Genomic DNA, 25,721 nt, shown 5'->3' with positions numbered 1-25,721 from the left:
GTTACACAGATTTTTAGAATAACGCATTGATTTAGATGTTATTTTCAGAAGTGGCTAACTTGTACTTGAAATTTACCGCCCAAATACACTGTGAACAACCAGCGTTTACTGCCGTCCTTGCGACTGTACTGTTTAATAGTAGACACTATTTGTCCTCCAACGAAAAAGTTTGGTGATTGCACCCACCTTTGCTAGCAGAATTCGCAAACGGAACGGTAATTAACCCCCTAGTATTGCAAATTAACGCTAATCAGGGCCCCCACAGTCGCTGTGAGGGCCCTGATTAGTATCTCTGGTTAACTTTATCGTGAATCTTCTGAATCGTGTCAGCGGCGCGTTATGGCGCAAATAGCAATTAGTCCGCGGTACTTAGGGTTGCCGAAAGCTGATTGTCACTTCCGCCCAGGTACCAACCGTACACGCTCCGGCCGCACTCTTCGGGCACGTATTGGAGCTTGATGTCCTCATCCCCGTTGCCTTTGCGCACGTGCACCACGATGGTGACCTGCTGGCGGCGCTGCATCCACCAGCTCTGCTTGATCTCCACCGCCTGAATGTGCTGGCGGGTGACCGCGAAGTCGTGGCGAACAAACATCGAGCCAGTCGCAACGAACAAAACCTTATCCGCGATGGCGAGGCCCCGCGCCCGACTGGCAAAGCTGCCGCTGCCAATCGCAAGTAGCGGCAAGATGAAGCCCAGCAGTCCCCACGGCCGGAAATAATAGCTCAGGCCGAACGCAACGAGCAGCGGGAACCAGACCGCGTTGCGCACCATGGCTAGACGGCCGGTAGTGAAGTGCTGCAGGCGCGGCTCCGTGGCCGGCAACCAGTCAACGAGCCGGTGCAATTTTGCCCAGACGCCAGTCCGCAGCGTGAGCGGGTAGAGCACCATGTCGTCATCATCGTCGCTCTTACCGACCGCGGACGCCAAGATGACCTGGGCGCTGCCCTTATGCAGCAGGCCGCGAATGATATTTTGCTTGAAGCGAACGGCCTGGATTCGCCTTGTCGGTGCGGACACGCTATTGGTTTGCAGCAGGCCGCGGGTCGTGTGCACCTGACTACCGTCAAAAGTGACGGTGAAGTGCCAGTAGCGTGCCATCGTCAGCAGCACCGACACGATCACGCTGCCGACAAACAGCGTCACGCCCAGCATGACCAGCACGTAAACTGCCAAATGCGCCAAGCTCGCCGTCAGCCAGTCCTCCAGCCCCGGCACCTGACCAAGGTAGGCAAAGCCGGAAATTAGCAGCAAGATCGTCGACACGAAGCCCAGGGAGGTCAGGGAATACTCAAGGAGTTCGGCAAAATCTAGCCGGTGCGTGTAGTGCGCCCGGTTTGCAGCAGCCGCAGACGAGCGGGTATTAGCCGTCAAACTAGCTGCGCTGTCTGCAGAAATTTTGGCCGCGGCTTCCGGAGAATAATCCGGCGTGGGTACTTCGGTAAGCGGGACTGATTCAGTGACCACAGGGGTTGGCTCCGACTCTGCTGCTGCCCGCAAGGCCTGTTGCCGGCGCTCCAGCTCTGCAGCCAGACTCTGCGGAACGGCAATCAGCTTGACTTCCGGGTCCTTGCTGGCGTGGGCGGCGGTCTCCACCGTCAGGGATTCAACGGCAAATGGCTTCATGAAAAACCACTGGTCGTGCTGCACGGTCTGGATGTGCGCGTAGTTGATGTGTAAGACCCGCCGCCGAAATATCCCGCGCCGGAGGATGAACTCATCGTCCGTGAGCCGGTACTTAGTCGTGAAGTACTGCGGCAGCACAGCGAACAGGAGGAACCCCGCCCAAACCACCAGCCCAATCAACAGGCTCTGCACTGGATGCCGAATCAAGTCCTTGTTGAGGTTGATTAGCCCCGCGAAGGCCACCGTCCACACATAGTGCAGGGACAGCACAACGATTGCCAGAGCATTCTGCCGGTGCCATTTAGAATTCGTCATGTTGAACCTCGATTGCCCGGCGCATGATCCGGTCGCGCAGCTGCGCGGCCACGGCCGGCTCCACACCCTCAATGTCGTGTTCGGTCGCGGCAGTGGCGATGACCACCTGCTCGAGCTTTTGCCACTGCATCAATGGTCCGGCTTCAAGCGTGACGTTCTGAATACGCGCGATCGGAATGGCGATGTGCTTCTTAAACAGAAAGCCCGAGCTCAGTTCCACCGCCGTGTCGGTGATCCGGTAGCCGGAAAATGCGTAGCGGTACGGCACCAAGATCAGCTCGCCGAGCACGTACACCGCGGTGAGCCCCAGCCCCACGTAAGCGAACCACTGCGGCAAATTCCACAGCCAGTGCGGCAGGAGTAAAAGCGCACTGACCACTAGCCCGGTGATGAGCGAACCCCCAGCACTCAAGCGCCAAATAACCTTGATCCGTTCCGGCAATTTTTGCGTATTGTTCATACAGACTCCTCCAGTTATCAACCCATTTGTGTTGATTATCCCCCTGTCCTGACAGCCGCGACATCAGGCTTAAGGCTGAAACCGCCAAAATCAACTGCGCCGCCAAATTGATATTAATATGCATATTTTACTCATCGAAAAGTTACGGAGACCCAAACGTGCAGAACTTATCATGACAATAGTCTGGTTCCGCTTACTTATAGTTAACACTGCGGGCTAGAATTAGTTTCTACTAATTCGCACATAAATTAGTGCTGCAACTAATTCAACTAAGTGCAAAAAACTTATAACATTTTGCAGATATTACGGTCATATTATCTTGCCAATAAGGATTATCTCGTGTATTCTATATCTTGTAAGCGAAACCAATTGTCAATTATAAATTTTAGGGGGAATAACCATGTACAAGAACGCATATCTGCACAACATCACGACGCACCTTGAAAAGCTTTTGCTGTTCAAGCAAGTATTCAACGAATACATTCAGACTTGCCAAAAAATTGTAAATGGCAATTGTCTCGCGAGCGAAAACATCAATAATCTGCACCAGTACTTCATGCGCAACCTCGTACGCTTCCTGCCCTTCGTGAATGAGTTCAAGTCCATTCCGGTACCGGCAGAATACAGCAACCTGCACGGCGAACTGGCAGAAAACGTGGACCAGTATGCTTCAGCTATCACCGGCATCATGAACTCAATGCACGATGGTGAACTGAACCAGCGCGAATTTCTGAGCAACGTTTCTGTGCAGAACAACGCACTGGCCCAGCTGGACTCCTACTTCATTGACCGGCTGCGGATTACTAACGGTGAGATCATGGGTGTCTAAACGCATCTTCGCTACTGCGGCCGGCAACCAATCACCACGCTGCACATGCATGTAATTTTGTCTGCCAGGATGGTGACGACGCGTGATAACGAGTGTAATGAGGGCTTAAAGGCCGCGGAATGACTCCGCGGCCTTTTTGACGCAGAAATAACTTAAATAACACAAAAGCTCTGCAGCTTCCGAGGTAACTAGCGGAAACTGCAGAGCTTTAATTTTAATCTTACGAATGCACGGCTGAATTCTGGCTTGCCGGCAAGGTCTGCCCCTCAACGGTCACACAGTCCCGACCGTTGTGTTTAGACTGGTAGAGATAATGGTCGGCGCGTTTGAACATGAGGGTTGGGTCGCCACTACGTTTACCGCCATCAACCGCCAAGCCAAACGAAGCGGTCAGGTTGAACTCGCCCTGACTGTAACGCACCTGGGCCTGTTGCACGCGCTTCTGACAGGTCAGCACGATGTCACTGGCAACTTGCTGATCGGTGTGCGGCAAAATGATCGCGAACTCCTCGCCCCCGGTCCGGTACACGTGGCCAGCCGGATAATTCTCTTTGAAGTACTTGCTCAGGTTGCTGGACACGACCATCAAGGCCTGGTTGCCGACTAGGTGCCCATAGGTGTCATTGATGTCCTTGAAGTGGTCAATGTCCAGCGCAATCAAGGCTAGCTCCCCGTCCGCATGGAACGCGTCATTGAAGTCCTCCTGAAAGGTGCTCCAGTTGCGGACCTGCGTGAGCCCGTCGTACTGCGTCTCATGGGTCAATTTGGCAATGATCTGCTGGTCCACGTGCTGATCCTGGTCGAAGCGTTGAAGCGCAAAGTAGGCGTAACAGAAGCTAAAGCCATTGAAAACCGCGACCCTGGTGGAAATCAGCTCTGGAAAGCGCACCCCAATCATGGCCCAGAAAATGATACCAATGATCATTGCCGGCACCATGTAGATCATCCGGTAGTGCTTGAATTTTGGCCCGTACCAGCGCTCAGCAAACACAATGAAGTCGGACGCGAATAGAAAAATCCAGGAAAACCAGTCCATCATCCCCGAGGTCCCGAAGATGATTCCGCCCACTGCTTGCACCGTCAAAAATGCTGGCACGCTGGGGACCAAGAAGTTGGAATAGACCAAGATGATGACCTGCAAGTTAACGAATAACCAGTAAGCCTCACCAGAAAAGCCGGTGGTGATCACCCGCATCAGAATTAACACCGCGCAAATATAAATCACGATTGGCATTTCCCGCCGCAGGGGACTTAAATTGCGCTTGGCCGCATTCGCCTGCTGGATACTGCTATCGATTTGTGTATAAACGGTGATAAATCCGAGCGTGCTGGCTACAATCAGGAAAAAGTAGCCTAGTGCTTGTTGAATCATAGATGTTGCCCCCAAACTAGCTCAATAATTGACCAAAAGTCGCTAAAGGTCAACATATTTACGCTATGTGTGTTGTTTATCCCCCCAAAACCATACAAAAGGCCTTGAAACCCCCGGCTCCCCAGCCGCATTTTTCAAGGCCCACTGTTGCCGCACCAAATTGGCACTGGCTGCGTAATTTACTTAGAGATACTTATTCCTGCTCTGCTTCTTCCGGCAACAGAATTGTCTGTGCGGAACCGTCGTCATAAGCGATAACAGCCTTCGGGAAGCTGTCGCTATAGACAAAGTCCTCATCGAAGGCCATTTCGGTGTTCAGACCCTCTTCGGTGAAGTGCACCTGCAGCTTGCCATTGTTATCAATGAGGTCAAACTTCAGGAGATTCTGCAGCGGGAACACGCCCTGCAGATTGTTGTCGATGATGCCCCAAATGGTGTCAATAATGTCACCGGGCACCTTGGAGATGACGCCAAATGTGGCGAAACGACTGCTGTTTGCACTAAACATAATGTTGCCTCCTGTGGAAGAATTTTTGCTACTCTTAGTCGAGCTACGCGGGACAGCCTCTGGAACTTTTGCAACTTGTTGCTATTAGTTCCAAGGACATCGTAGAGAAGCTTCCGCTTCGCTCTGTTTTTACTCTGGCTCGGATATATCCGCGAACTTTCCATTCACGAACGTGGCCAGCTTGACCGCGTCGACCTTGATTGACCGGCCGATTTCACCAGCACTGATGATGATGGTACCGGCTTCCTTGGCCTCATTACCAAAGTAGATCGGGTACTTGTGGCGCTGGTGAATGCCGACCGGGTTGTTAGCCCCGTGCTCGTAACCACTCGTCTTCACGAGGTCCTTGAGCGGCACCATGCCGACCTTCTTGTTGCCGCTAACGGCGCTCAGGTGCTTGTAGTTGATGTGCATGTCGAGGGGCACGATCCCCACTAGCGGGCCGGTCTTGTTACCGGTGAGCACCAGCGTCTTGTAGACGTTGTGTTCCGGAACAGCCATGTCTTCTTCATTGATCTGCATCACGTCGCCATCCTTGTGGGTCGCAAAGGTAACGGACTCATAAGGGATTTTGGCGCTATCCAGAATTTTCTCCACGAGTGTCTTCTCGACACCCTTGGCTTTCTTCTTGCTCAATTCAAAGCCTCGTTTCTTGATTCTAATTCACTATCTAATGATAAGCCTAACAAACTGCCCGGCAAAATTAAACCATTAAGCGGAAAATGTCCCGAAGACGCTTACAAGTAAGCGCCAACATGGTATGCTAGTAATTGTAGTTTGAAAGGTGAGTCGTTTATGCGTGTATTTAAAAAGGTTCTATACTCAGTTTTGATTCTCATTACCGTCGGGCTCTGGGTCAGCACGGCCAGCTCCAAGCCGAATGAACACGGCCAGCTGGTCATTGGGAACGTCCTGACCCACACCAACAAGTTGCACATTACTCATGAACCGGCCGCAAAGGATCCGTTTGCAAAGTTCAAGCCGAGTGCGAACTTCAAGCAGGGCTGTTACTGGGTCATTGGCATGAGTACCGCCTTCATGTTCCTCTGCCCGCTTGGCGCTTGGGAGATGACCCTCACCCCCGTGCAGCCACGGAAGCAAAAGTACCAGGAATTGAAGTTGCAACCAATTCGCATTAGTAATCGTTAACTATCAGCAGCTTAAAAAGCAGTGCGTAAAGCAAAAAACCGTTCTCTGTGCGTTTAGCCAGGAAACGGTTTTTTCTTTTGTCCAAGAAAATTTCAATTTTCCGAACAACAGTCGGCTGCCAATACACTCGGGAAATTATGCCCCAGCGTACTGGGTCAGTGCGAGCATGTCGTAACCCTTGATCTTGTCGCGGCCGTGCAGATCGGTGAGCTCAACGATGAAAGCTGTACCCACGACGATACCACCCAGTTGTTCAACCAACTCGATGGTTGCGGCGATGGTACCACCAGTTGCCAGAAGGTCGTCACAAACCAGAACTTTTTGGCCGGGCTTGATGGCGTCCTTTTGCAGGTACAAAGTTGAAGTGCCGTATTCAAGGTTGTAGGTTGCGCTGACCGTTTCCCGCGGCAGCTTGCCCTTCTTGCGGGCTGGTGCGAAGCCCTTGCCCAGTTTGTATGCGACAGGGCAGCCAACGATAAAGCCCCGCGCTTCAGGACCGACGATCATCTCGACGCCCTTGTTCTTAGCGTAATCAGCGATTGCGTCCGTAGCGGCCCCATAAGCTTTGCCGTCCGCCATCAGCGGCGAGATATCACGAAACAGAATGCCGGGTTCTGGAAAATCCGGTACACTCGCGATGTAGTCCTTGAAATCGATTGCCATTATGCATTCCTCACAATTCTTAATTACGATAAGCCAGTAGTTCTTGCCGCAGCTGCGCCTTGGTCGCCGTTTGCAGGTGCTTGACGATGGTCAGCTCGGCCTCGCGCTCCCGGTACGCAGGCGCTGATTCAAGCTCTTGGTGCTCAGGATCGGCTACCGCAGAAATCAAAGCACCCTCTATAGTAACAAAATTCAACTGGAAAAACACCTGTACAGCGAGAATCACTTGCGACACATTGAGGTGAGTGTCCCGCGCAACCGCTGCCAGCTTGTGTTTATCAAAATTTGGGTGCTGCCGCAGGTACATCAGCACACTGCCGAACTCGCGCCGGGTCGGCACCGCAACCGTAGCAGCGGGACTGGCGTAAAACAACACGCGCACCGGTAAAGCCACCGTCCGCATCGCCGCGGTCAGTTCCTCTTGATTGTGCGGCACATCCACCAACACCACGTTGGCGGCTGCTGCCGGCAGGTCCTTGACCATGGTGGTCGGGCCGCCAAAGTTCAGGCGGCTGGTCAGCCGCTGCCGCACCTTGGCATCAAAGAAGGCGTAGGTATGGGCTTCCATCATCGTGGCGGCGGTCAGGTTCGGCACGCGCAGGTCCACAACTTCATCCTGCTGTAACTGCACATCCTTGATTTCCAGCTGCAAACTAGTATTACCGCGGAAGGTGTTCGTGCTCAGGCAGAACGCCAGCTTGACCTTTTGTGCGCTCGCCAGTTCACTAGCAATGGCGCCCATGCCAAACGCAATCGCGCCGTAATTACCGTCCACGCGGAAACGCAGATGCTTCCCGTCTGCGCCGATCTGCTTGACCTGATCAACAATTTCCGGCACAAGGCTAAACACCGGCTGCGGGTTGCCCTCCCCAAAAGGAGATAGCTCACTGAGCGCCTGATAATTCGCCATTGTGATGTCGCGCGAGTCGACCCGCGCGGTCACGGCCAGTGGCGGCTTGGTGTCGCTGGTGACGAATTCAGCAGCGGCTTCTTGCAGCTTATTCCGCAGGTCGTCAATGCGGTCGGCTTTGAGACTCAGCCCTGCGGCCATGGCGTGGCCCCCGAACTGCTCCATCGTGTCCGCGGCGTGTTGCAAGCCCTTAAACAGGTGGAAACTAGGCACGGAGCGTCCGCTCCCCTTCGCTTCGCCCGTCTCCGGGTCGATGGTCAAGATGACGGTCGGCTTGCCGGTGTCCTCAACGATCCGGCTGGCCACGATACCCAGCACGCCCTGGTGCCAATTTTCACCAGCAATCACCAGCGCCGGTGCGTCCACGTTGTCCGGCGCCTGCGCGATGGCCAGCGCCTGCGTGTAGATGTCGCTGACGAGTTGCTGCCGCTTTTTATTGGTGCTGTCGATCTCGGTGGCGAGCTCGGTCGCTTCGGCTTCATCAAAAGTCGTGAGCAGTTTGACCCCGTCACTCGCATCTCCTAGCCGCCCCAGTGCGTTCAGCCGCGGTGCAATGGCAAAACCAACCGTTTGCTCATCGGCAGTCGCCGGGTCAACGCCAGCAACCTTCATCAGGGCAGCGAGACCGGTGCGCGGCTGCTTCCGCAACATCTGCAGGCCCACCTGCGCAAAAATCCGGTTCTCGTCGGTCAGGCTGACCACATCGGCAATTGCGCCCAGTGCGGCCAGGTCGACACTTTCCACGGGCAGCTCTCCAAGCAGCGCAGTGGCCACCTTGAGTGCAACGCCGGCCCCAGAGAGGTCACCAAAAGGATAGTTCGTTCCTGGATAACGCGGGTGCACAACCGCCACCGCGTCCGGCAACACATCGGGCAGTTCGTGGTGGTCGGTGACAACCACGTCCATCCCGTTCGCCATCGCCCAAGCAATGGGGTCCTTGCCGCTGACCCCGTTGTCGACGGTGATCAATAGCTGCGTGCCGATTGCCTGCAGCCGCTTGTACGCGGCCAGGTTCGGCCCGTAGCCGTCAGTGAAGCGACTAGGAATGTAGACCTGGGGTTCGGCACCGATGCTCTCGAGGGCTTCCTTCATGATGGTCGAGCTGGTCAGCCCGTCGACATCGTAGTCCCCGTAAATGACAATTTTTTCGTCATTTTCGACCGCCTGGGTGATCCGGGCAACCGCCTTGTACATGTCGTGGAGCAACATGGGGTCGTGCAGATTGTTCAGATCAGGCTCTTTGAATTTTGCCCACGTTTGCTCGTCGGTGATGCCCCGCTGCGCCAGTAGCTGCGCGATAAATGGCGTCACGTTCAGCTTTTGCGCAATCTCGGAAACGCGACCCGCGTCTGCTTGCTTCTCTAGTTGCCAATCAAACCTTTGCTTCACTGTCTTTACCGTTCCTTTCTAACGGGAACTAGTATATCAGAGATGGCCGTTGGGAAGTAGCGAATGATTACCAACATTTGGCTTATAATGTACGGGTAGACAATCATGTTGACTGCCGGGCTCCGCTGGCCTCGTCCTCCCGCTTCGGTACTGGGAGTGACAAAGGTCCGCTGGGGCCGGGTTCGAACCTCGCTGAGGTGCGCGAGTTTCGACCCTGACCTCCGAGCCCGCCGTGTTGACCCTAAATTTTCGATAACTACCTTGAACTTCCAATAATTTACTAGCGGTCTCTCTGGTCTCCCCGACAATCAGTGCAAAAAATCGCACTGATTATCGCGACAGCGGAGTCACTCCCAGCCCCTTCGCTCCCGGTCGAGGCCAGCGGAGCCCTACAATCATATCTCTTTCCAACAAATACGGCACCAATACACAGAAGTAGGCCACACCTGACCTGCTTCTCCTTACTTAACTGATATTGTGATAGTACAGTCTCGAAACGCCAGCATGTGACATCCAGCGGCGGTGAAAAGATTGTTTGCCAGATTTATAATCTGTTTTTTCTAAAAGTTGTTACCGAACTCGGTAATAACTCAGCAAAATGGTAAACTAACAGAGTAGTAATACAAGAGTGTTTTAATAGCAGTACAACATGGAGGTTGTTTAGATGACAGTTCTAGTTTTGGGTGGTGCCGGTTATATTGGTTCCCACACCGTTGACCGTTTGCTCAGTAAAGGTTACGACGTCGCAATCGTTGATAACCTGGTGACTGGGCACAAGGAATCCGTTCCCGCCGCTGCCCGGCTTTACGTCGGTGACGTGCGCGACAAGGAATTCATGCGCAGCGTGTTCAAGAAGGAAGACGTCGAGGGCGTGGTGCATTTTGCCGCCTTCTCCGTTGTGCCTGAAAGCATGAAGGACCCGCTGAAGTACTTCGACAACAACACTTACGGCATGATCAACCTGCTCGAAGTTATGAACGAATTCGGCGTCAAGAACATCGTCTTCAGCTCCACCGCCGCGACATACGGTGAGCCTGAGCACACCCCGATTGAAGAGGGCGACCCCCAGGTACCAACCAACCCTTATGGCCAGAGCAAGCTGATGATGGAACAGATCATGCACTGGGCCGACGTGGCGTACGGCATCAAGTTCGTCGCCCTGCGTTACTTCAACGTTGCTGGTGCCAAGGCTGACGGTAGTATCGGTGAAGACCACGCACCCGAAACTCACCTCATCCCCATCATTTTGCAGGTCGCTAACGGCCAGCGCGACAAGTTGCAGATCTTCGGCGATGACTACCCAACGCCAGACGGCACCAACGTCCGCGATTACGTCCAGGTCGTTGACCTCGCCGACGCCCACATCTGCGCGCTGAAGTACCTGGCTGCCGGCAACAAGTCCGACGCCTTCAACATCGGCTCCGCAACCGGCTTCTCCAACCTCCAGATCCTGAAGGCTGCCCGTAAGGTAACCGGCAAGGAAATTCCTGCCGAAATGGCTCCCCGCCGCCCCGGCGACCCCAGCACCCTGATTGCCGCATCCGGCAAGGCGCGCTCCGTCCTCGGCTGGGACCCACAGTACGATGACATTGACGCCATCATCGGTAGCGCCTGGAAGTGGCACGAAAGTCACCCCCAAGGCTACGCAACTAAGTAATTTCAAACTTAAAGCAGCTTCCTAACACCAGTAAATGCTTGGTGACGGGGAGCTGCTTTTTTAATGCCTTGCGTTAACAAAATTCGCCGCGAACAGCCACATTTTTTGCACCAACGCGCGGCCGCACGTTCAGCTTTGTCGCCACGTAAAATAATGGTCCGTAGTTAAAACCCGTCCCCGCGGCATTGTTGCTGGAATCACAAAACCGGCGCTCCCGAAACTGAGCGCCGGCACAATATAATTAACGTAGGCAAACAATCATTCTGAATCAATTTGAGGGAGGCCCAAACCATGAAAAAATCACGCGCCAGCAATACTAAACGGTACGGCGAAACCATTCTCTGTATCGCCGGTGGGGTCATCGGCTTACTGTCGGCCATACTGGAAGAATCCGTCGCCAACGCCAACATGATCGCCGCAGCCGGTGCCGCTTCCGTTGATGGGCGGGCGCTGGGCGTCATGCTCGCGAGTATCTTCGCCATCTGCCTGCCCTTCTTCATCAACGACCAGCACACTTATGTCGGCGGCAGTATCGTTTTCTGCGGGGTCATGGCCATCATCTTTGGCGGCACGTTCGGTGTGCTCGCCGGGGCACTGATCATTGCTGGGGGCATCATGGCACTATCCCGCCCATAATTAGCTCACGGCTGGATCTGGTGCGTCCTGCAGTGCTTCGAGGAACAGGTCGCCATACTTGTCGAGCTTGTTCTGGCCGATGCCCTTGACGCTGAGCATTTCCACCTTGGTTTGCGGCATGACGCGGCAGAGGTCGCGCAGCGTCTGGTCGGAGAAGATAACGTATGGCGGTACGCCCTGCTTCTCGGCAAGCTGCGAGCGCAAACCGCGCAGCTTCTGAAACAGATCATCATCGACTGGCAGCGACTGCTTGGCTTTCGCTGCCATTTTGCGTTGCACCTTAGCCTTGCCGCGCAGGACGGCTGCTCCTTGTTCGCTCACTGTGAGCACCGGGAATTCACCGCCACTAGGCTGAATGTAGCCATCCGCGGTCAGAAAGTCGATGAAACTCGAGATGTCTTTTGCACGCCAAGAACTCATCAAGCCGTACGTTGAAAGTTCGTTGAGCTGTTGTTCTAGGATTCGCTTGTCCTTGGAACCGGCGAGCACCTGCTTGACCATCGTCTTACCGTAACGACTGTGCATGCGAATAATGCAGCTGAGGACCTTTTGCGCATCCAGGGTAACGTCTTGGTATTCCCGGTCGTCTAGACAGTTGGAGCACCGGCCGCACGGTTTGGTGTTCGTCTGACCGAAGTAGCGCAGGATGAACTGCTGCAGGCAGTCGCCAGTGTTGGCATACTGCTGCATGGTCTGCAGTTTGCCATACTGGCGCGCCTTGAAGTCATCATCCCCCTCACTCTGATCGATGAAGAAGTGCCGGATCTGGACGTCCTGCGGCTTGTAGAGCAGAATCGCATCGCTAGGCAAACCGTCCCGCCCCGCGCGCCCGGCCTCCTGGTAGTATGATTCGAGGTCACCGGGCACCTGGTCGTGAATCACGAAGCGGACGTTACTTTTGTCGATGCCCATCCCGAACGCATTGGTGGCCACCATGATCGTTTTGCGGTCGTAAAGGAAGTCCTCCTGGTTGGCGTTGCGCTCGGTCTCCGTCATCCCCGCGTGGTACTTGGTGACTGGAAAATGCTTGCTTTTGAGCAGCATGGTCAGCCGGTCAACTTCCTTCCGCGTGCTGGCGTAAATAATGCCGGGCTGGCCGGAGTTGAGCTTCAGGTATTCAAGCAGATAGGTGTCCTTGTCCTGACCCTTAACGACCTGAAAACTCAGGTTATCGCGCTCAAAACCAGTGTTGACGAGCCCTGCCAGCGGAATATCCAGCCGCTTGCGGATGTCGTCGGAAACGCGTTCGGTTGCGGTCGCCGTCAGCGCGATGATGACCGGGTGCGACTGCAACTGTTCGGCTACCGCCTGCAGGTTCAGGTAGCTGGGCCGGAAGTCGTGGCCCCACTGCGAGATACAGTGGGCTTCATCAACCGCCAAAATGGAAATATTGATTTCATTGAGTTCCTGGACAAAGCCGGCGTTGTCAAAGCGCTCGGGCGCAATGTACAGCAATTTGGCTTCGCCGCGTGCGGCTAGGTCGAGCCGGTTATCAATTTCCCGATAGTCCAGGGAGCTGTTAATGAAGGTCGCCGGGATGCCGTTTTCGTTCAGCGCGTCAACTTGGTCCTTCATCAACGCGATGAGCGGCGAAACGACTACCGTGAGTCCGGGCGCCAAAAGTGCGGGAATCTGGTAACACAGTGACTTCCCGCCCCCAGTCGGCATAACGGCCAGCGTATTCTCACCGGCCATGACGCGGTCGATTGCCTTTTCCTGTCCCGGCCGGAAACTGTCGTAACCAAACTTCTCCTTCAGCACCGCCAGTGCGGCTGCATTTGCCATTCTGATTCCTCCAATTGTTCACTTGCGGGCGTGCGAATTTTTGCTCCGCAACTCACCAGCCAAATAAATCGCTAAAATCAATTCTACGTGCTCACGCGTTATTTGTACAATTTTGCTTTAACGTGCTTGGAGTAGATTACGCAAACCGCGGACCAAAAAAATATTTGTAATCGCTAACAACTTATTTTGCAAATAAGCTTGAACTACATTAGCCAAGATGTAATACTTTAATTAAGGGAGGGATTGATATGACAATTGATGAACGGCTCCACAACGCTAAAGACCGTGCGGCTGGTAAAGCCAAAGAGGTCGAAGGCAAGGTAACCGGCGACAAGACGCGCGAAACACAGGGTAAAGTGCAAAACGCACTTGGCAAGGCGAAGGATAAGCTCACCGATGCCAAAGAATCCATCAAGGACACATTCCGCGACGACGACTAACGCCGCGGAAATGCGTCTAACAGTTTGAAGTTCATAGAGTTGTGGCTGAAGCTTTAACTTTCGTAGTTTGGGTAATACCTCCAATATTGGCTGTGCAAACAGCAGCAAATGCCGTCCGTCATGGAAACGCGGGCGGCTTTTTGCTGCGGAAAAATGTCCGTAAGCAGAAAATTTTGCCGGGAAATTATGCCGCCCGCTAGTTTTTGCCGGAACTGACGGCTAAACTAGACTTAATAGTTCTGAAGGAGACGCAAAAATGATTGATATTCACTGTCACTTACTACCCGGCATCGACGACGGCTCCAAGGACATGGCGACCTCGCTGCAGCTGGCGCGCGATGCGGTTGCGGACGGCATCACCCACGCGCTGATGACGCCGCACCACATGAGTCGCGAGTACACCAACCACCCGGATGACGTGATTGCACTGACGGATCAATTCCAGGCCGAGCTGGACGCGCACGACATCCCCCTGCACGTGTACCCCTGCCAGGAGGTCCACATCACCGGCGGCCTGATTGCGGCCATTGATGCCGGCGACACCCTGACTTGCGATGAGGACCAGCACTACATTTTGCTTGAGTTCCCCCACACCGACGTGCCCACCTATGCGGAGGACATGTTCTTCCAAGTCCAGCAGCGCGGCCTGATCCCGATCATCGTCCACCCGGAGCGCAACGAATACTTCATGAAGCACCCCGACACCCTGTACGACTTCATCCAGCGCGGCGCCCTCAGTCAGGTCACCGCCAGCAGTTACGTTGGCACATTCGGCAAGGGCGTGGCCCAGTTTGCCAGCGACATCCTGACGGCGGGCTTGGCGCAAGTCTTCGCCAGTGACGCCCACCACCTGCCGAACCGCCAGTACGAGATGAGCGCGGCCTTTAAGCAGCTGACCAAGCAGTTTGGCGCCGATTACGCCGATTTGTTCCAGGAGAACGCCAAGGCCATCATCAACGGGACGGCGGTCAAGCGCCTGCACGAGCAGCCAGTGAAGAAGCACCTGTTCGCGAAGTACTAAGTTCTAAATACCCCCAAACGCAAAATCGCTCAGCACAGATTGACTGTGTTGAGCGATTTTTGCGTGAACTATTCAGTTGACTTGCTCACGCCCCACTGTCTTCCTTGCTCTTCAGCATGGCTTTGCGTTTGGGACTGATCCAAGTGCCAGAGCCGTAGCCCAAGATGGTCTTCATTGCGGGGATGAAGGTCCACACAATGGTGATCGGATTCACCATCCAGTAGAACAGCATGTAGAGCGGCGCGAAGCCCAAGTACTTTAATTTTGCCGCGTGGTGGTCCAGCAACAAGGCCGCCAGCAGCTGCAAACTGCCCGCCGCCATCTCGAAGGTGATAAAAATGGCCGACATATCCAATGCGTGCCCGAATCGTTCCCAGTTGCCGGTCATCACGAAGTACACGCAGTCTAGTGCGAAGATAATCGAGGTAATCACAAAGAAGAAGGACCAGAGAATGGACAACGTCGAATCCACAAACATTGACATCTGGTAGCGGTGGCGCCACGGGTGCAAAAGAAACTTCTTGATGTTGGTCAGCCACACCTCAGTGCCGCCTTGTGCCCACCGCTTGCGCTGTTTAAAGAGGTCGCCCACCGTCTCCGGCACGTTCATGTGAAAAACGATGTTCGGGGCAAACCGCGGCACGGCCCCGATCATCTGGTGATCCCAGGCAATCGAAATATCCTCGGTCGCCCGGTTCTGGCGAAAGCCCCCGACCGCAACCAGGAAACTCTTGCGGTACATGGTGTTGGCGCCAGAATAAGCATACATCGAGTCGTTGACCGCGGCTTGACTGCGTTTGATGACGCCGACAATACTGGAGAACTCAACGGTCTGCGACTTGCAGATGAGTTTGGTCCGGTTTTGCACGTCCATGTTGGCGGTGACCGCACTCGTGTTCATGTCGCGGTCGTGAATGAAGTAGTTCATGTACTTCATCAATGCGTCCGGCTCAGGAATCGTGTCCGCGTCGTTACTGAGGATGTACTCCCCCTTGGCAAAATACATCCCGATGTTGAACGCGTGGGCCTTGCCCTTGTTCTTCTCGATGGTGATCAGGCGCAGGCGCGGGTACTCTTGCTCCAGCCGCATGACGATGTCCGCGGTCGTGTCCGTCGAGCCGTCGTTCATCACGAGGACCTCAAAGTTGTCATAATTGATTTCGTCGAACAGGTAGCGAATGGTCGATTCGATCATGACCTCTTCGTTGTGGGCGGGGATCATGATCGTGACTAGGGGCTGCTTAGCTTTGGGCAGGACTTGCCAGTTGTAATCCTCATCATTTGGCCGCAACCAGCGGTAGCTCAGTGAACCGAAGAACCAGAAGAAGGACCCAATGACCGGGTAGAGGCACATGATGAGGATCGCATCGTTCGCGACCGTTGCCCAAAAGGTGGATTCAAGCACCTGACTAATCATGCTTCTGGACCCCCTCCCGCTGCTGATCGAAGAGCTTCTGGAATTGGTCCGTGTCTAGGTTCTTTTCGGGCGGCACGCTGTAGTTCCGGACGTTTTCCCGGAACTCTGGCTCACCAAAACGCTGATCCATGAACTTCTCCAGCTCGGTTTTGCGCACCTTCTGGTCAATTGGGTTGAAGGTCGGCCATTGTTCGACCAACCGATCGCGCCGGCGCACCTGAATGATCGTCATCGCCACGGTGTAAATGAACGCGACTGCGGCCAAAAAGAGCAACACCACCGCGAGAAACTTGATTTCGAAGATGCCCTCGCCATAACTCCACAGCGGTTTAAAGCGGCCGGTCGTCGTCCCGATGTAACTGATCACGGTGACGGCAACGGGAATGAACACGCAGACCCAACTCAAGATGGCAACCAGCGTCTGCCAGATTTTGAGGAGCCAGTGACCCTTGTCAAAATATTCATCGGTGAAGAGCTGCTGGTGCTGCTCTTGATCAGCGTCTGCATTTTGCTTGTTCTTACTAGCCATCCTCACGCCTCCTTGTGCACGTACGGATCAGCGGGCCGGCCAAAACGGTAACCCTGACGCAAGCCAATGTTGAGCTGCTCAGCAAGGGCCTCATCGGCATCGCTCTCGATCCCGGTCAGGACGAGCTGAATGTGTTGCTCTTGGGAGAACTTGCACCACGAGCCGAGATTCAGATCGAGCCACTGCCCTGGGTCCGTTTTGCGGAAGGCCCGCATCGAGCACTTTAAGCTGTCAATAACGCCGACCATCCAGCCGATGCTTTGCATGTCCGCACTATTCGCGCCGACCCCATCGACTTCAAAGCGCATGCCGTACGACTGCCCCGCCCGAATATGGCTGAGGAAGGTTTGGTGGTAGAGGTAGCGCCGGTTCGGGTCCAGCTTCATTTCAACGGCCAGTCGCATCGGCGCAATTTCGCTAATCGCCCAGCGCACGAAGTAATCAAACTCAGGGCTGATGATTTGGTCGTATTCTAGGTTGATCGACAGCTGAATGTCTTCTTGCGGTAGCGACTCAAAGGTTGTGTCAAGGAGCTTGATCACCCGTTGCAAGGGCAAGGTGTCCAGTTGCTGGGGCAGGCGCCAACTCCCATCCGGTTGTTTTTGCCGCAACAAACACTCGTAGCCGGTGATTTCCTTGTTCCGGCCGACCGTGGGCTGAATGAAGTAGCGCAGCTCCAGCTCCTGCTTACCCAAGTAATTGTTGGACCGCTTTCGGGAATGATAATAGTAAAAAACGATAATCAGGACCGCAATGATTAATAAGGCGATGGCTATCCAAAATAACCAAAACTCCAATGTTGCTAGTGACATGTTGCACTCCCCCGTTACTTGCAAGACTCTTGACGTGCTTCTACTCGTCCGTAACGCCACACCGACCTTCGGCAAGCTAAGCTCACCGGCCGTGATTCCCCCGAATCACGTCATGGCACTACTTTTCTAAATGCATATTAACATATTTATCATATTTGACTAGCCATATTGGCTAATCAGTTGTAATTTATCCTCACTGCTTGCGGAGCCGATAAGCCGCTAGTTGGTCCCAAACCACAATCAGCAGGCCAATGATGACCGCCCAAAACGGCACGGAGATCCGCAATTTTGCCCAACCATGGACCGGAATTACCGGCACGCGCATGTTGCCAGGCGTCTGCGCCGGCATCCGCGCGGTTTTGGCCGTCCCCGATTCCAGGCGGTAGCCAAATGGTGCACGGATTTGGAAGGTCTTACCCGTCCGGACTTGGACGAAGACCCTTTTCACCAGGTGCTGGCCGTGATAGTAGCGGATCGTCAGCCCCTGCACCTGCGCAACGACCGGGATGGTAACGGTCTGCTTGGCTGCCGCAGTCAGGCGGTAACTGGCTGGCGCTTTAGCAAGCGTGCGGTAACCTGCCGTCGCGGCATGACTAATGTCGATCGTCTGGCCGACCGTGCCACTAATTGGTTCACGGGCGACCACGGTTCCTGATGCTAAGGTGTACTGCAGCAGCGCGTGTGCCGCCGCGGCCTGCCGGTGTACATGGACGGTAATACTTTGCGCAGCCAGGTCAGTGAAAACATAACTCTGCGGATTGCCAGAATCAGTCGTATAACCGCTGACCGATGCGTGCGAAATATCAAAGCGTGTGCCAACGTTACCGGAAATCGGCTCGGTCCCCACTTGCTGACCATTTTGGTCAACATAGTGTAAGTAGGCTGTGCGCATTTCACTGGCGGCCGCAACCGGGTTACCTGCCCAGGGTTGGGTCAGCGCAGAATGAATGTCAACGAGGCCGCGGTACAAAAGCCAACTCAAGCTGTGGGTGGGTTTTGCGACTGGCCGCGGCGCAATTGAGTTATCAACGGCCACAGAATCAAGGTGGTAATATTTCGCCATCCAAACGTTAAACCACTGCTTGTGCGGATTCCCCCCGGCCAGGTAGGTGGTCGTCTTGTACATGTTCAAATCAGTATAAACTGGCGGCATCCCCGGCACCTTAACGTCCTTGATTCCGTGCTTGGCGGCAGTCCGGCAGATTTGATCACCCGTTGCCCAGTAGCGGAAGGATTGGTAGTTCGACTGCACCGCGGTTTGGTATGCGGGAATCCCGGCAAAACCGATGCCAAGGGCCAATAAGCCCGGTAACAGCACGGCAATCGCACTTCCGGTCCGCAATTCACTGTGATCCCGCAGTAACATCAAGAGCGCAATAATCAGGTAAAGGTTAGGACCGAAGAAAACCCGGCTCAGGATCTGCGGCGAAACGACCAGCGCGATGATTCCCAGAACCGCTCCAAGCGCGTACAAGCAAGCGGTGAGGTACAGCCGGCGGTTTCGCCAGCCAAGCGCATCCCCGGCGCCATTATGCTGCCACAGCAAATATAGGGCCACGAGCGCAGTGACGAGCAACAACCAGCCCGAATACCGCATGGTCAGATTGAGCAACTTGTGAATCTGGAACTGACTGCCTCGGACCGCAATTTGATTGGCTCCCGAGCGCGCCATCACGTAAAACCCGACCGCACTGGCTATTCCACCAGTCCACTTCCAGGCCAGCTGCGCGTGCTGCCAATCAAGCAGCGTGCAAGCAAAGGCAATGAAAATTGTTAGTGGCGCGGTGTTCTCGTTGGTCGCTCCGGCCAGAAAGCCCAGCAGCAGCATCCCCACCGCCATGAGCCGGGGATAGCGGGCGTGGTAATTGAAGCGGTATGGCAGCAAAAACAGCAGGTACACCAGCGCCATCCACAGGTAGTTGAAGCTCCCAGACAACCAGAGCATCGTCGTCCCGTGGTCAGGTAAAGCCACCCACAGCAAAGCGTAAGTCAGTGCCAAGAAACTGACCCGGACGGGCTTTTTGCCGAAGACATGCAAATTGATCAGCCAGCCAACGAGGACAAAGACCAGCGAATTGGCAAAGTTGAACCAGCTTTTGGAAAACTGCATCGCCGTCATTACGCCCGTGTGCGCAACAAACCGACCATTAAAAATCCGCGTGTGATTTTGCACTGACTGCACAAGATCTAGCAGGTTGTGAATCCCTCGTAAGTGCTGCGCGGGCCACTCCCCGGTGTAAAAAAAGTGATACAAATAATCGTCGGCGCCGTAGCCCGTGAAGTCATTCAATAACTTCATCAGCAAAAATACGCCCGCACTTAAAACAAAAATGGCCGCAATCCGCGTCCACACTCTAACTTGCCGCTGCATCCTTGACCCGTCCCCCAAATCCGGCATCAATGTTCATGCGCATTAATTATGTAATCTTCCTAACAAATACTACCATATCACGGGCACTTTGACATAAACTTTCATGAATCCCCACTTACGTTTGAAAACTAAGAAATCAGGTTGCCACCCGCACCTCAAATATTGGCCAAAAAAACACGCCCCCGCTGTTCACGGACGGACGTGCATTGAATGATATTTATGCTAATTACTTATTGACCACATTGATCACCATTGCGCCACTAGCGACCGCACCAAGCGCGTAAGGACTTATGCGGGCCACAGAGCTCATGTTCGTGACGATGGTGACCACGACCGGATCCTTTCCGGCTTCAACAATCGCCGCAACATCCATCAGCCCTACCTGCTGGCCGGCGCTGACGTGCGCGCCCACCTGCACGAAGTAAGTAAAGGGCGTCCCGTTCAGCTCCACCGTATCAATGCCTAGGTGCACCAGCAGTTCCAAACCGGTGTCGGTTTTCAACATAAACGCGTGTTTAGTGCTGGCAATACTCGTAATCGTCCCGGCAGCCGGTGCGACCACGCTATCCGTTTCCGGCACGATTGCAAAACCGGCACCCATTAGTTGGCGGGCAAAAGTGGTGTCCGGCACGTCCGCGAGCTGCATTTTGCGCCCTGTGACTGGGGCCAGAAGCTCGGTCCGGGCCCGCGGCGTCGCTGGCTGCTGCATGACGGCGTCCAAGTCAGGTGCCGCTTCGGTAGCAGTGGCCGGCAGCGGCGTGCCATCAACCCGCCGCGCCCGCATTGCATCCCGCGGCACGCCAAGGAAGAAGGTCAGAACGAAACCACCAGCGTACGCCGCGAGCAAGCCAATAATGTACTCCAGCCAGTGCCCATTGGTAATCAGCGGAATCAGAGCCACGCCAGACGGGCCGATCGAGGTCGCGCCGACGTTGCCAATTGCGCCGATCACAGCGCCACCAATACCGCCACCAATGCAGGCGGTGATGAACGGCTGGCCCAGGGGCAAGGACACGCCATAGATGAGCGGTTCCCCAACGCCCAAGATACCAACTGGGAGTGCCCCTTTGATGAGGCGCGTCAGCTGCTTATTTTTGCGACAGCGGACCCATAGCGCCAAGGCGGCCCCAACTTGGCCGGCCCCCGCCATCGCCAGAATTGGCAGCAGGGGCGTCGATCCGGTGTGCTTGATCATTTCCAGGTGAATCGGGGTTAGCACCTGGTGCAAGCCGAGCATCACCATCGGCAGGAACAGACTGCCCAGGATGAAGCCGGCAAAAGCGCCGCCAACGCTCAGCACCCAGTTGATTAGACCCACAAGCGAACTGGACACCCACCCTGCGGCCGGCATAATCAGGAAAATGGTGAAGAGACCGATAATCAGCAAGGTCAGGAAGGGCGTGACGATGATGTCGAGGGCATCAGGAACGTGCTGGTGCAGAAACTTCTCCACGAATGCCAGCACCCATACGGCAAAGAGCGCACCCAACACCCCGCCGGAGCCGGGCACGAGCGGCTGCCCCGTGAAGGTGTTTGGCAGGACGCTTGCCCCGGCAACACCAGGCAAGTAAATCAGGCCGGCGATGATCCCGCCCAGTCCTGGGGTCGCGCCAAATTCCTGGGCAGCATTGATGCCAACGAAGATGTTCAAATAAGTAAACAAGCCGCTATTAATGACCTTCAGGGTGGTGATCATCGTGGCCCAGTTATTGCTGAGGTCACCAGCGACCTCCATGTTGCCCATCACGCCGGCAATGCCGGAAATTAGGCCCGCACCGACGAAGGCTGGAATTAAGGGAATGAAGATGGCACTGATATGCTGCAAGCCGCGCCGCCACCAGGTCTGCTTCAAGTTGGCCTTGTTACCTGCCTTAACCAGCGCCGCCTTAGCGGTCACGGCGTACTTATCTGCGGCGTGCTTGCTCCCGGTCGGGAAGTCCGCGCCGAGTTCGACGCCAACTTCCCGCACCATTGCAGTGGCTACTTTGTTGACAACACCCGGACCCAAAATTACCTGCAGCGTGTCCTCTTGCGCAACCCCCAGCACACCCTGGATTTGTTCCAAACCGGCCAAATCAACCTGCGCGGCATCACGAATGCTGATTCGTAAACGCGTCATGCAGTGAATCAGCTTAGCAACGTTTTGGATCCCCCCAACGTGCGCGTAGATCCTGTCCCCCAGAATTTTGTACTTGTCATCAGCCATGAGACTGCTCCTCACTCGGTGCGCCCAGACTATGCACCGATTGCCTTACCAATGAACCCGTTTTCCTTGCGCAGGCGCTGCTTAGCGGCCGCCTTGGGTAAGCCCGTCAGGATCATCACGATCGCGAGCTTGGCGTCGTGGTCAGCTTCCGCAAAAGTAGCTGCGGCAAGGGCGCTACTGCAACCCGTTGCTTCCTGAATGATGCGCTTGGCCCGCGCGACCAGCTTTTCGTTGGTGGGCCTGACGTCGACCATCAAGTTCTTATACACCTTCCCGATCTGCACCATCGCGCCAGTCGAGAGCATATTCAGAACCATTTTCTGTGCCGTCCCCGACTTGAGCCGCGTGGACCCGGTCAATACCTCCGGACCGACCGGGACTTCGATCGTGATGTCGGCATGCTTGCCAACCAGTGAATCTTCATTACAGGCGAACGCAATCGTGGTCGCATGAACCTTGCGGGCGTAATTCAGACCGCCAACCACATATGGCGTCCGGCCGCTAGCAGTAATCCCGACAACACAGTCGTGCGGGCCGAGCTCACGTTCCCGCAGCTCATGGACGGCAAGCTGCTGCTTGTCCTCGGCCCCCTCAACAGCGAGCGTCATCGCGGTCAACCCGCCCGCAATCAGCCCTTGAACCATATCGGGATTGGTGCCAAAAGTGGGGACGCACTCGGCCGCGTCCAAAACCCCCATTCGTCCGCTGCTACCGGCGCCAACGTAAAACAAGCGGCCCCCAGCTCTAAAACAATCGGCAATGGCCGCAATTGCGCGTTCAATCGCCGGCAGCGCCAGTTTAACATTCAGCGCAACGGTCTGGTCATCTCTGTTCATCATCGTGGCAAACTCATGGATGCTCATCTCATCGAGGTGATTACTGTTTTCGTTGCGTTGTTCGGTCGTTAGTTTGTCTAAATTCATCTTGCCGTTCCTCCCCGGGTAAGCGACTTGTTGCCACTCCTCAATACGCTTGCGCAACTCATTCGCCGGTACCCACTCAAGCATGGGCCGCATGACGCAGGTGACCACTAGGTACCGGCTATCATTAGTTGTTTATGCGGTAGATATAAGCGTGCAGTGCTGTTTGAGACAATTATAGCTTCGGCCAAAATTGCTTTCAATATGCAAAGGAAGGCCGCCTCGTCAGCGACCTTCCCAATTTAATTATTCATTTTGCTATTTACGGTTATGCCGGTGGGCAACGCCGCGGCGCAACTCATCTTTGTAGTCACTGACGAGTTTGCGCGAGCTGGAAATCACGTGCACTGAACCTTCATAATTGCTGCTGGTAAAGGCGTAGAATACAGCGTCGACCAAGAACAACTGTGCGTGCAGCGATTGGGTTGCCGCAATCCGCATTTTGGCCTCCAGCGGGTCGGAGGTCTGCAGTGCAATGTCGGCCAGCGCCGCAAGGGAGTTCCTGCCAACGCCGGTGATTGCCACAACCGTGCAACCGGCGTCGTGCGCCATCCGTGCGCCCACAATTGCCTCTGGCGACTCACCGGAATTAGAGACAAACCAGAAAACCTTGCGTTCCGGATCCCCGCTAACTGCGAGCGGCAATAAGCAGTTCAGATCATCCCCGGCCACGATGTTGTAGCCCAGGCGGGTCCATTTCTGCGCAATGTCTTGGGCAATCAGATAGGAAGCCCCCACACCGAAACAGATGATCTGGCTCGCATGCTTGAGTGTCGTGACGAGCTCGGACACAACTTCCGGCCGCACTTGGTCCGCAGTCTCGTGCATGGCGCGCTCGGCATTGTGTAACAACTTAGCCGTAATATCGCTGACCTGCTCGTTTGCCTTGATATCAGGTTCCCAGTCCTCTTGGTTCTCCTGGCTACTAACATCGGCCGCGAGCTGCAATTTGAGTTCAGTGAAGCTCTTGAAACCTAGATGATGCGCAAAACGCGTGACGGTTGCGGCGGACGCTGCCGTCGCATCCGCCAGTTCTTGTGAATTCAACTGCAATGCTGCTTGTGGTTCCTTCAGTACATATTCAGCCAGACGCTTTTCAGTTGCACTCAGGCTGGTTTTGATTTGTTCGATATTTCCAGTTACTGACATAGCTTTTCCCTCTTGTTCTAAGAATAATAATCAACCACGATTGATCACATTCTGGCTGGATTTCACAGTCGTTCCCCCAAAGCTTTATCAACAAAATAATACTGGCTGTGATCTCCGCACGGACGATCTAAGCTCATGATACCGTAGTCGCAAACGGATTCCTAGTCGCATAAGCAGAAAGTAATGTTTGTAAATGTGTGGGCCATAATTCTTTAATAATTCATTACCATAAATTTGCGGATTACCAAGTATTTTGCAGCCGGCCCTGCCACAGCAGTGTTTTGAGCCTGTTAGTGCTTTGTCATCATGCCATGAAGCGCAAAAAAGTGCGCTTTAATAGTGTCACATTCAGTCACGAGTGACATTATTCATAATCATTGTTAAGCAATCCCTGGGCTGAAACCACAAAAAAATGCCCCTGATCCGTGCGGACTAGGGGCATCTGAAGCTAATGTTTGCTTAACTAATTATTTATTACCCAGTGCGTCCTCAATGACCTTGTGCACCCGGGTGATTTCACTTTGCGGCTGCACTTCGTAGCTCTGGCCGTTGATCATCTTACCGTTACCCTTCATCTGGTCGTGCTTGACGTTGCCACCAGCGGAGCGGTACTTGCTGGCAAGGTTCTTGATGGAACTGAGGGAAACGTCGGTCCGGACGTTATCACTGACCGCATTCAGGAAGGAACCGGACGTAACCGTAGCTGGGTTGTCCTTGAGCTTCGTGATGACGGAACCAATGACGAGCTGCTGCCGGCGCTGCCGACCGTAGTCACCGTCAGGGTCGTCGTACCGCATCCGGCTGAACTTCAAGGCGTCACTACCGTTCAGGTGGTAACGCTGGCCCTTCGTGAAGGACTTACCGCTGTATGTGAATGTCAGTGGTGAGGTGACGTCCACGCCGCCGACTGCGTTAACAAGTTTTTCGAGGCCACCCATGTTGATCAACATGTAGCCATCGATGTTGATGTCGAGTAGCTTTTCGACCGCCTTGATGCTTCCCTTAGCGTTGCCGTACTCGTAGGCCGCGTTAATTTTGATGGTCGCACCATCGAGGCTGATCTTCGTGTCCCGCGGAATTGATACCATTGTGGTTGTCTTCGTCTTCGGGTTGATTACCGTCACGATGATGGTATCAGTCCGGCCCTTGTACGTCCGGCCCAGCGCACCGGTGTCAGTCCCCAGCAGCAGGTAAGCAACCGGCTTCCCCTTGCTGGTCCGCGAATCGGAGCGCTCCGTCTTCACGTGCGCGAATGAGTACACGTTGGAAGTCGCGCGGTTAACGCGGAAGAACATCACCCCGCCAAAGATAACCGCTGCGGCAAGCACGATCCCAACGATCCACAAAATGGCGTTGCGAACGCGGTGCTTCCGGTGGTGATTGTGGTGCTGGTGATTTTGATGACTCTCATGATTTTGCATTGAATAACCCTCGCTTTTGAAGCCTCAGCTACAAGCCTCACAGATTTTTGCCCTTACCTTGAATGCATTGCCAAATTTATCCGCATTCATTTTCTGACTTTTGCATATAAATTGCAATATGCAGCCGTTGAACCA

22 protein-coding genes are annotated in these 25,721 nt (G+C 54.6%); 6 read left to right on the top strand and 16 right to left on the bottom strand.

The features are described 5' to 3' along the window. Positions 1-355: 355 nt before the first annotated feature. Positions 356-1,942 carry a PH domain-containing protein gene (locus tag GN107_RS05030; protein ID WP_155286585.1) on the bottom strand — a complete coding sequence of 529 codons (1,587 nt, stop codon included), beginning with the start codon at positions 1,940-1,942 and terminating at the stop codon, positions 356-358. Next, positions 1,929-2,402 (bottom strand): PH domain-containing protein, encoded by a 474-nt coding sequence (locus GN107_RS05025; protein ID WP_155286586.1) that lies wholly within the window; start codon positions 2,400-2,402, stop codon positions 1,929-1,931. Before GN107_RS05025 ends, GN107_RS05030 begins: the two co-directional genes overlap by 14 nt. A gap of 400 nt (positions 2,403-2,802) precedes the next feature. Between GN107_RS05025 and GN107_RS05020 the strand changes: the two genes are divergently transcribed. Further along, complete coding sequence (locus tag GN107_RS05020) at positions 2,803-3,231, top strand: hypothetical protein (RefSeq protein WP_155286587.1); 429 nt, start codon at positions 2,803-2,805, stop codon at positions 3,229-3,231. Between the two features lie 220 nt (positions 3,232-3,451). Here GN107_RS05020 and GN107_RS05015 read toward each other — a convergent pair whose 3' ends face one another. The 3 genes from GN107_RS05015 to GN107_RS05005 all read right to left on the bottom strand — a co-directional run bounded on the left by GN107_RS05015 (position 3,452) and on the right by GN107_RS05005 (position 5,747). Continuing rightward, a complete protein-coding gene (locus tag GN107_RS05015; protein ID WP_155286588.1) occupies positions 3,452-4,603 on the bottom strand; it encodes a GGDEF domain-containing protein in 1,152 nt (383 codons plus the stop codon). A 193-nt stretch (positions 4,604-4,796) separates the two neighbouring features. Continuing rightward, positions 4,797-5,111: a DUF960 domain-containing protein gene (locus GN107_RS05010; protein WP_155286589.1), complete on the bottom strand. Its 315-nt coding sequence runs from the start codon at positions 5,109-5,111 to the stop codon at positions 4,797-4,799. 129 nt (positions 5,112-5,240) lie between these two features. Further along, a complete protein-coding gene (locus GN107_RS05005) occupies positions 5,241-5,747 on the bottom strand; it encodes an aminoacyl-tRNA deacylase (protein WP_155286590.1) in 507 nt (168 codons plus the stop codon). Positions 5,748-5,906: 159 nt separating this feature from the next. Here GN107_RS05005 and GN107_RS05000 point away from each other — a divergent pair, with 159 nt between their 5' ends. After that, the gene (locus GN107_RS05000; protein ID WP_155286591.1) at positions 5,907-6,260 is read left to right on the top strand and encodes a hypothetical protein; all 354 of its coding nucleotides are present in this window, start codon (positions 5,907-5,909) and stop codon (positions 6,258-6,260) included. Positions 6,261-6,395: 135 nt separating this feature from the next. Here the strand turns inward: GN107_RS05000 and GN107_RS04995 are convergent, their stop codons facing one another. Together GN107_RS04995 and recJ are read right to left on the bottom strand one after the other, a co-directional pair. Beyond that, the gene (locus GN107_RS04995; protein WP_155286592.1) at positions 6,396-6,923 is read right to left on the bottom strand and encodes an adenine phosphoribosyltransferase; all 528 of its coding nucleotides are present in this window, start codon (positions 6,921-6,923) and stop codon (positions 6,396-6,398) included. Between the two features lie 19 nt (positions 6,924-6,942). Continuing rightward, positions 6,943-9,222, bottom strand: a complete 2,280-nt coding sequence (recJ, locus tag GN107_RS04990) for a single-stranded-DNA-specific exonuclease RecJ (protein WP_155286593.1) — start codon at positions 9,220-9,222, stop codon at positions 6,943-6,945. A gap of 664 nt (positions 9,223-9,886) precedes the next feature. Here recJ and galE point away from each other — a divergent pair. Both galE and GN107_RS04980 read left to right on the top strand, forming a co-directional pair. Then, positions 9,887-10,879 (top strand): UDP-glucose 4-epimerase GalE, encoded by a 993-nt coding sequence (galE, locus tag GN107_RS04985; RefSeq protein ID WP_155286594.1) that lies wholly within the window; start codon positions 9,887-9,889, stop codon positions 10,877-10,879. Between the two features lie 291 nt (positions 10,880-11,170). Continuing rightward, the gene (locus tag GN107_RS04980; protein ID WP_155286595.1) at positions 11,171-11,515 is read left to right on the top strand and encodes a hypothetical protein; all 345 of its coding nucleotides are present in this window, start codon (positions 11,171-11,173) and stop codon (positions 11,513-11,515) included. Here the strand turns inward: GN107_RS04980 and recQ are convergent, their stop codons facing one another. After that, positions 11,516-13,300, bottom strand: coding sequence for a DNA helicase RecQ (gene recQ, locus GN107_RS04975; RefSeq protein ID WP_155286596.1), 1,785 nt, complete (start codon positions 13,298-13,300; stop codon positions 11,516-11,518). It lies immediately after the preceding gene. 248 nt (positions 13,301-13,548) lie between these two features. Here recQ and GN107_RS04970 point away from each other — a divergent pair, with 248 nt between their 5' ends. Together GN107_RS04970 and GN107_RS04965 are read left to right on the top strand one after the other, a co-directional pair. Beyond that, the gene (locus GN107_RS04970; protein WP_155286597.1) at positions 13,549-13,740 is read left to right on the top strand and encodes a CsbD family protein; all 192 of its coding nucleotides are present in this window, start codon (positions 13,549-13,551) and stop codon (positions 13,738-13,740) included. Between the two features lie 256 nt (positions 13,741-13,996). Further along, positions 13,997-14,761 (top strand): tyrosine-protein phosphatase, encoded by a 765-nt coding sequence (locus GN107_RS04965; protein WP_155286598.1) that lies wholly within the window; start codon positions 13,997-13,999, stop codon positions 14,759-14,761. An 85-nt stretch (positions 14,762-14,846) separates the two neighbouring features. On the opposite strand, the gene GN107_RS04960 is transcribed toward GN107_RS04965, so the two are convergent. The 8 genes from GN107_RS04960 to GN107_RS04925 form a co-directional block, all read right to left on the bottom strand. Further along, the gene (locus GN107_RS04960; protein ID WP_155286599.1) at positions 14,847-16,178 is read right to left on the bottom strand and encodes a glycosyltransferase family 2 protein; all 1,332 of its coding nucleotides are present in this window, start codon (positions 16,176-16,178) and stop codon (positions 14,847-14,849) included. Then, entirely contained in the window at positions 16,171-16,707 is a 537-nt protein-coding gene (locus tag GN107_RS04955; RefSeq protein ID WP_155286600.1) for a hypothetical protein, read from the bottom strand. Before GN107_RS04955 ends, GN107_RS04960 begins: the two co-directional genes overlap by 8 nt. 2 nt (positions 16,708-16,709) lie before the next feature. Then, positions 16,710-17,519, bottom strand: coding sequence for an EAL domain-containing protein (locus GN107_RS04950; protein WP_155286601.1), 810 nt, complete (start codon positions 17,517-17,519; stop codon positions 16,710-16,712). 193 nt (positions 17,520-17,712) lie between these two features. After that, positions 17,713-19,890: a DUF6056 family protein gene (locus GN107_RS04945; protein ID WP_196246245.1), complete on the bottom strand. Its 2,178-nt coding sequence runs from the start codon at positions 19,888-19,890 to the stop codon at positions 17,713-17,715. A gap of 226 nt (positions 19,891-20,116) precedes the next feature. Next, positions 20,117-22,096: a glucose PTS transporter subunit IIA gene (locus tag GN107_RS04940; protein ID WP_155286603.1), complete on the bottom strand. Its 1,980-nt coding sequence runs from the start codon at positions 22,094-22,096 to the stop codon at positions 20,117-20,119. 29 nt (positions 22,097-22,125) lie between these two features. Further along, a complete protein-coding gene (gene murQ, locus GN107_RS04935) occupies positions 22,126-23,019 on the bottom strand; it encodes an N-acetylmuramic acid 6-phosphate etherase (protein ID WP_155286604.1) in 894 nt (297 codons plus the stop codon). A 255-nt stretch (positions 23,020-23,274) separates the two neighbouring features. Continuing rightward, positions 23,275-24,165: a MurR/RpiR family transcriptional regulator gene (locus tag GN107_RS04930; RefSeq protein ID WP_155286605.1), complete on the bottom strand. Its 891-nt coding sequence runs from the start codon at positions 24,163-24,165 to the stop codon at positions 23,275-23,277. 467 nt (positions 24,166-24,632) lie between these two features. Further along, on the bottom strand, positions 24,633-25,586 hold the full coding sequence (locus tag GN107_RS04925; protein WP_155286606.1) for an LCP family protein: 954 nt from the start codon (positions 25,584-25,586) through the stop codon (positions 24,633-24,635). Positions 25,587-25,721 lie beyond the last annotated feature (135 nt).

It is taken from the genome of Lacticaseibacillus zhaodongensis (assembly GCF_009687905.1).
Taxonomy (GTDB): Bacteria; Bacillota; Bacilli; order Lactobacillales; family Lactobacillaceae; genus Lacticaseibacillus; species Lacticaseibacillus zhaodongensis.
Note: the sequence above shows the minus strand (reverse complement) of the source record. Positions and strands in the feature narration are given on the sequence as shown.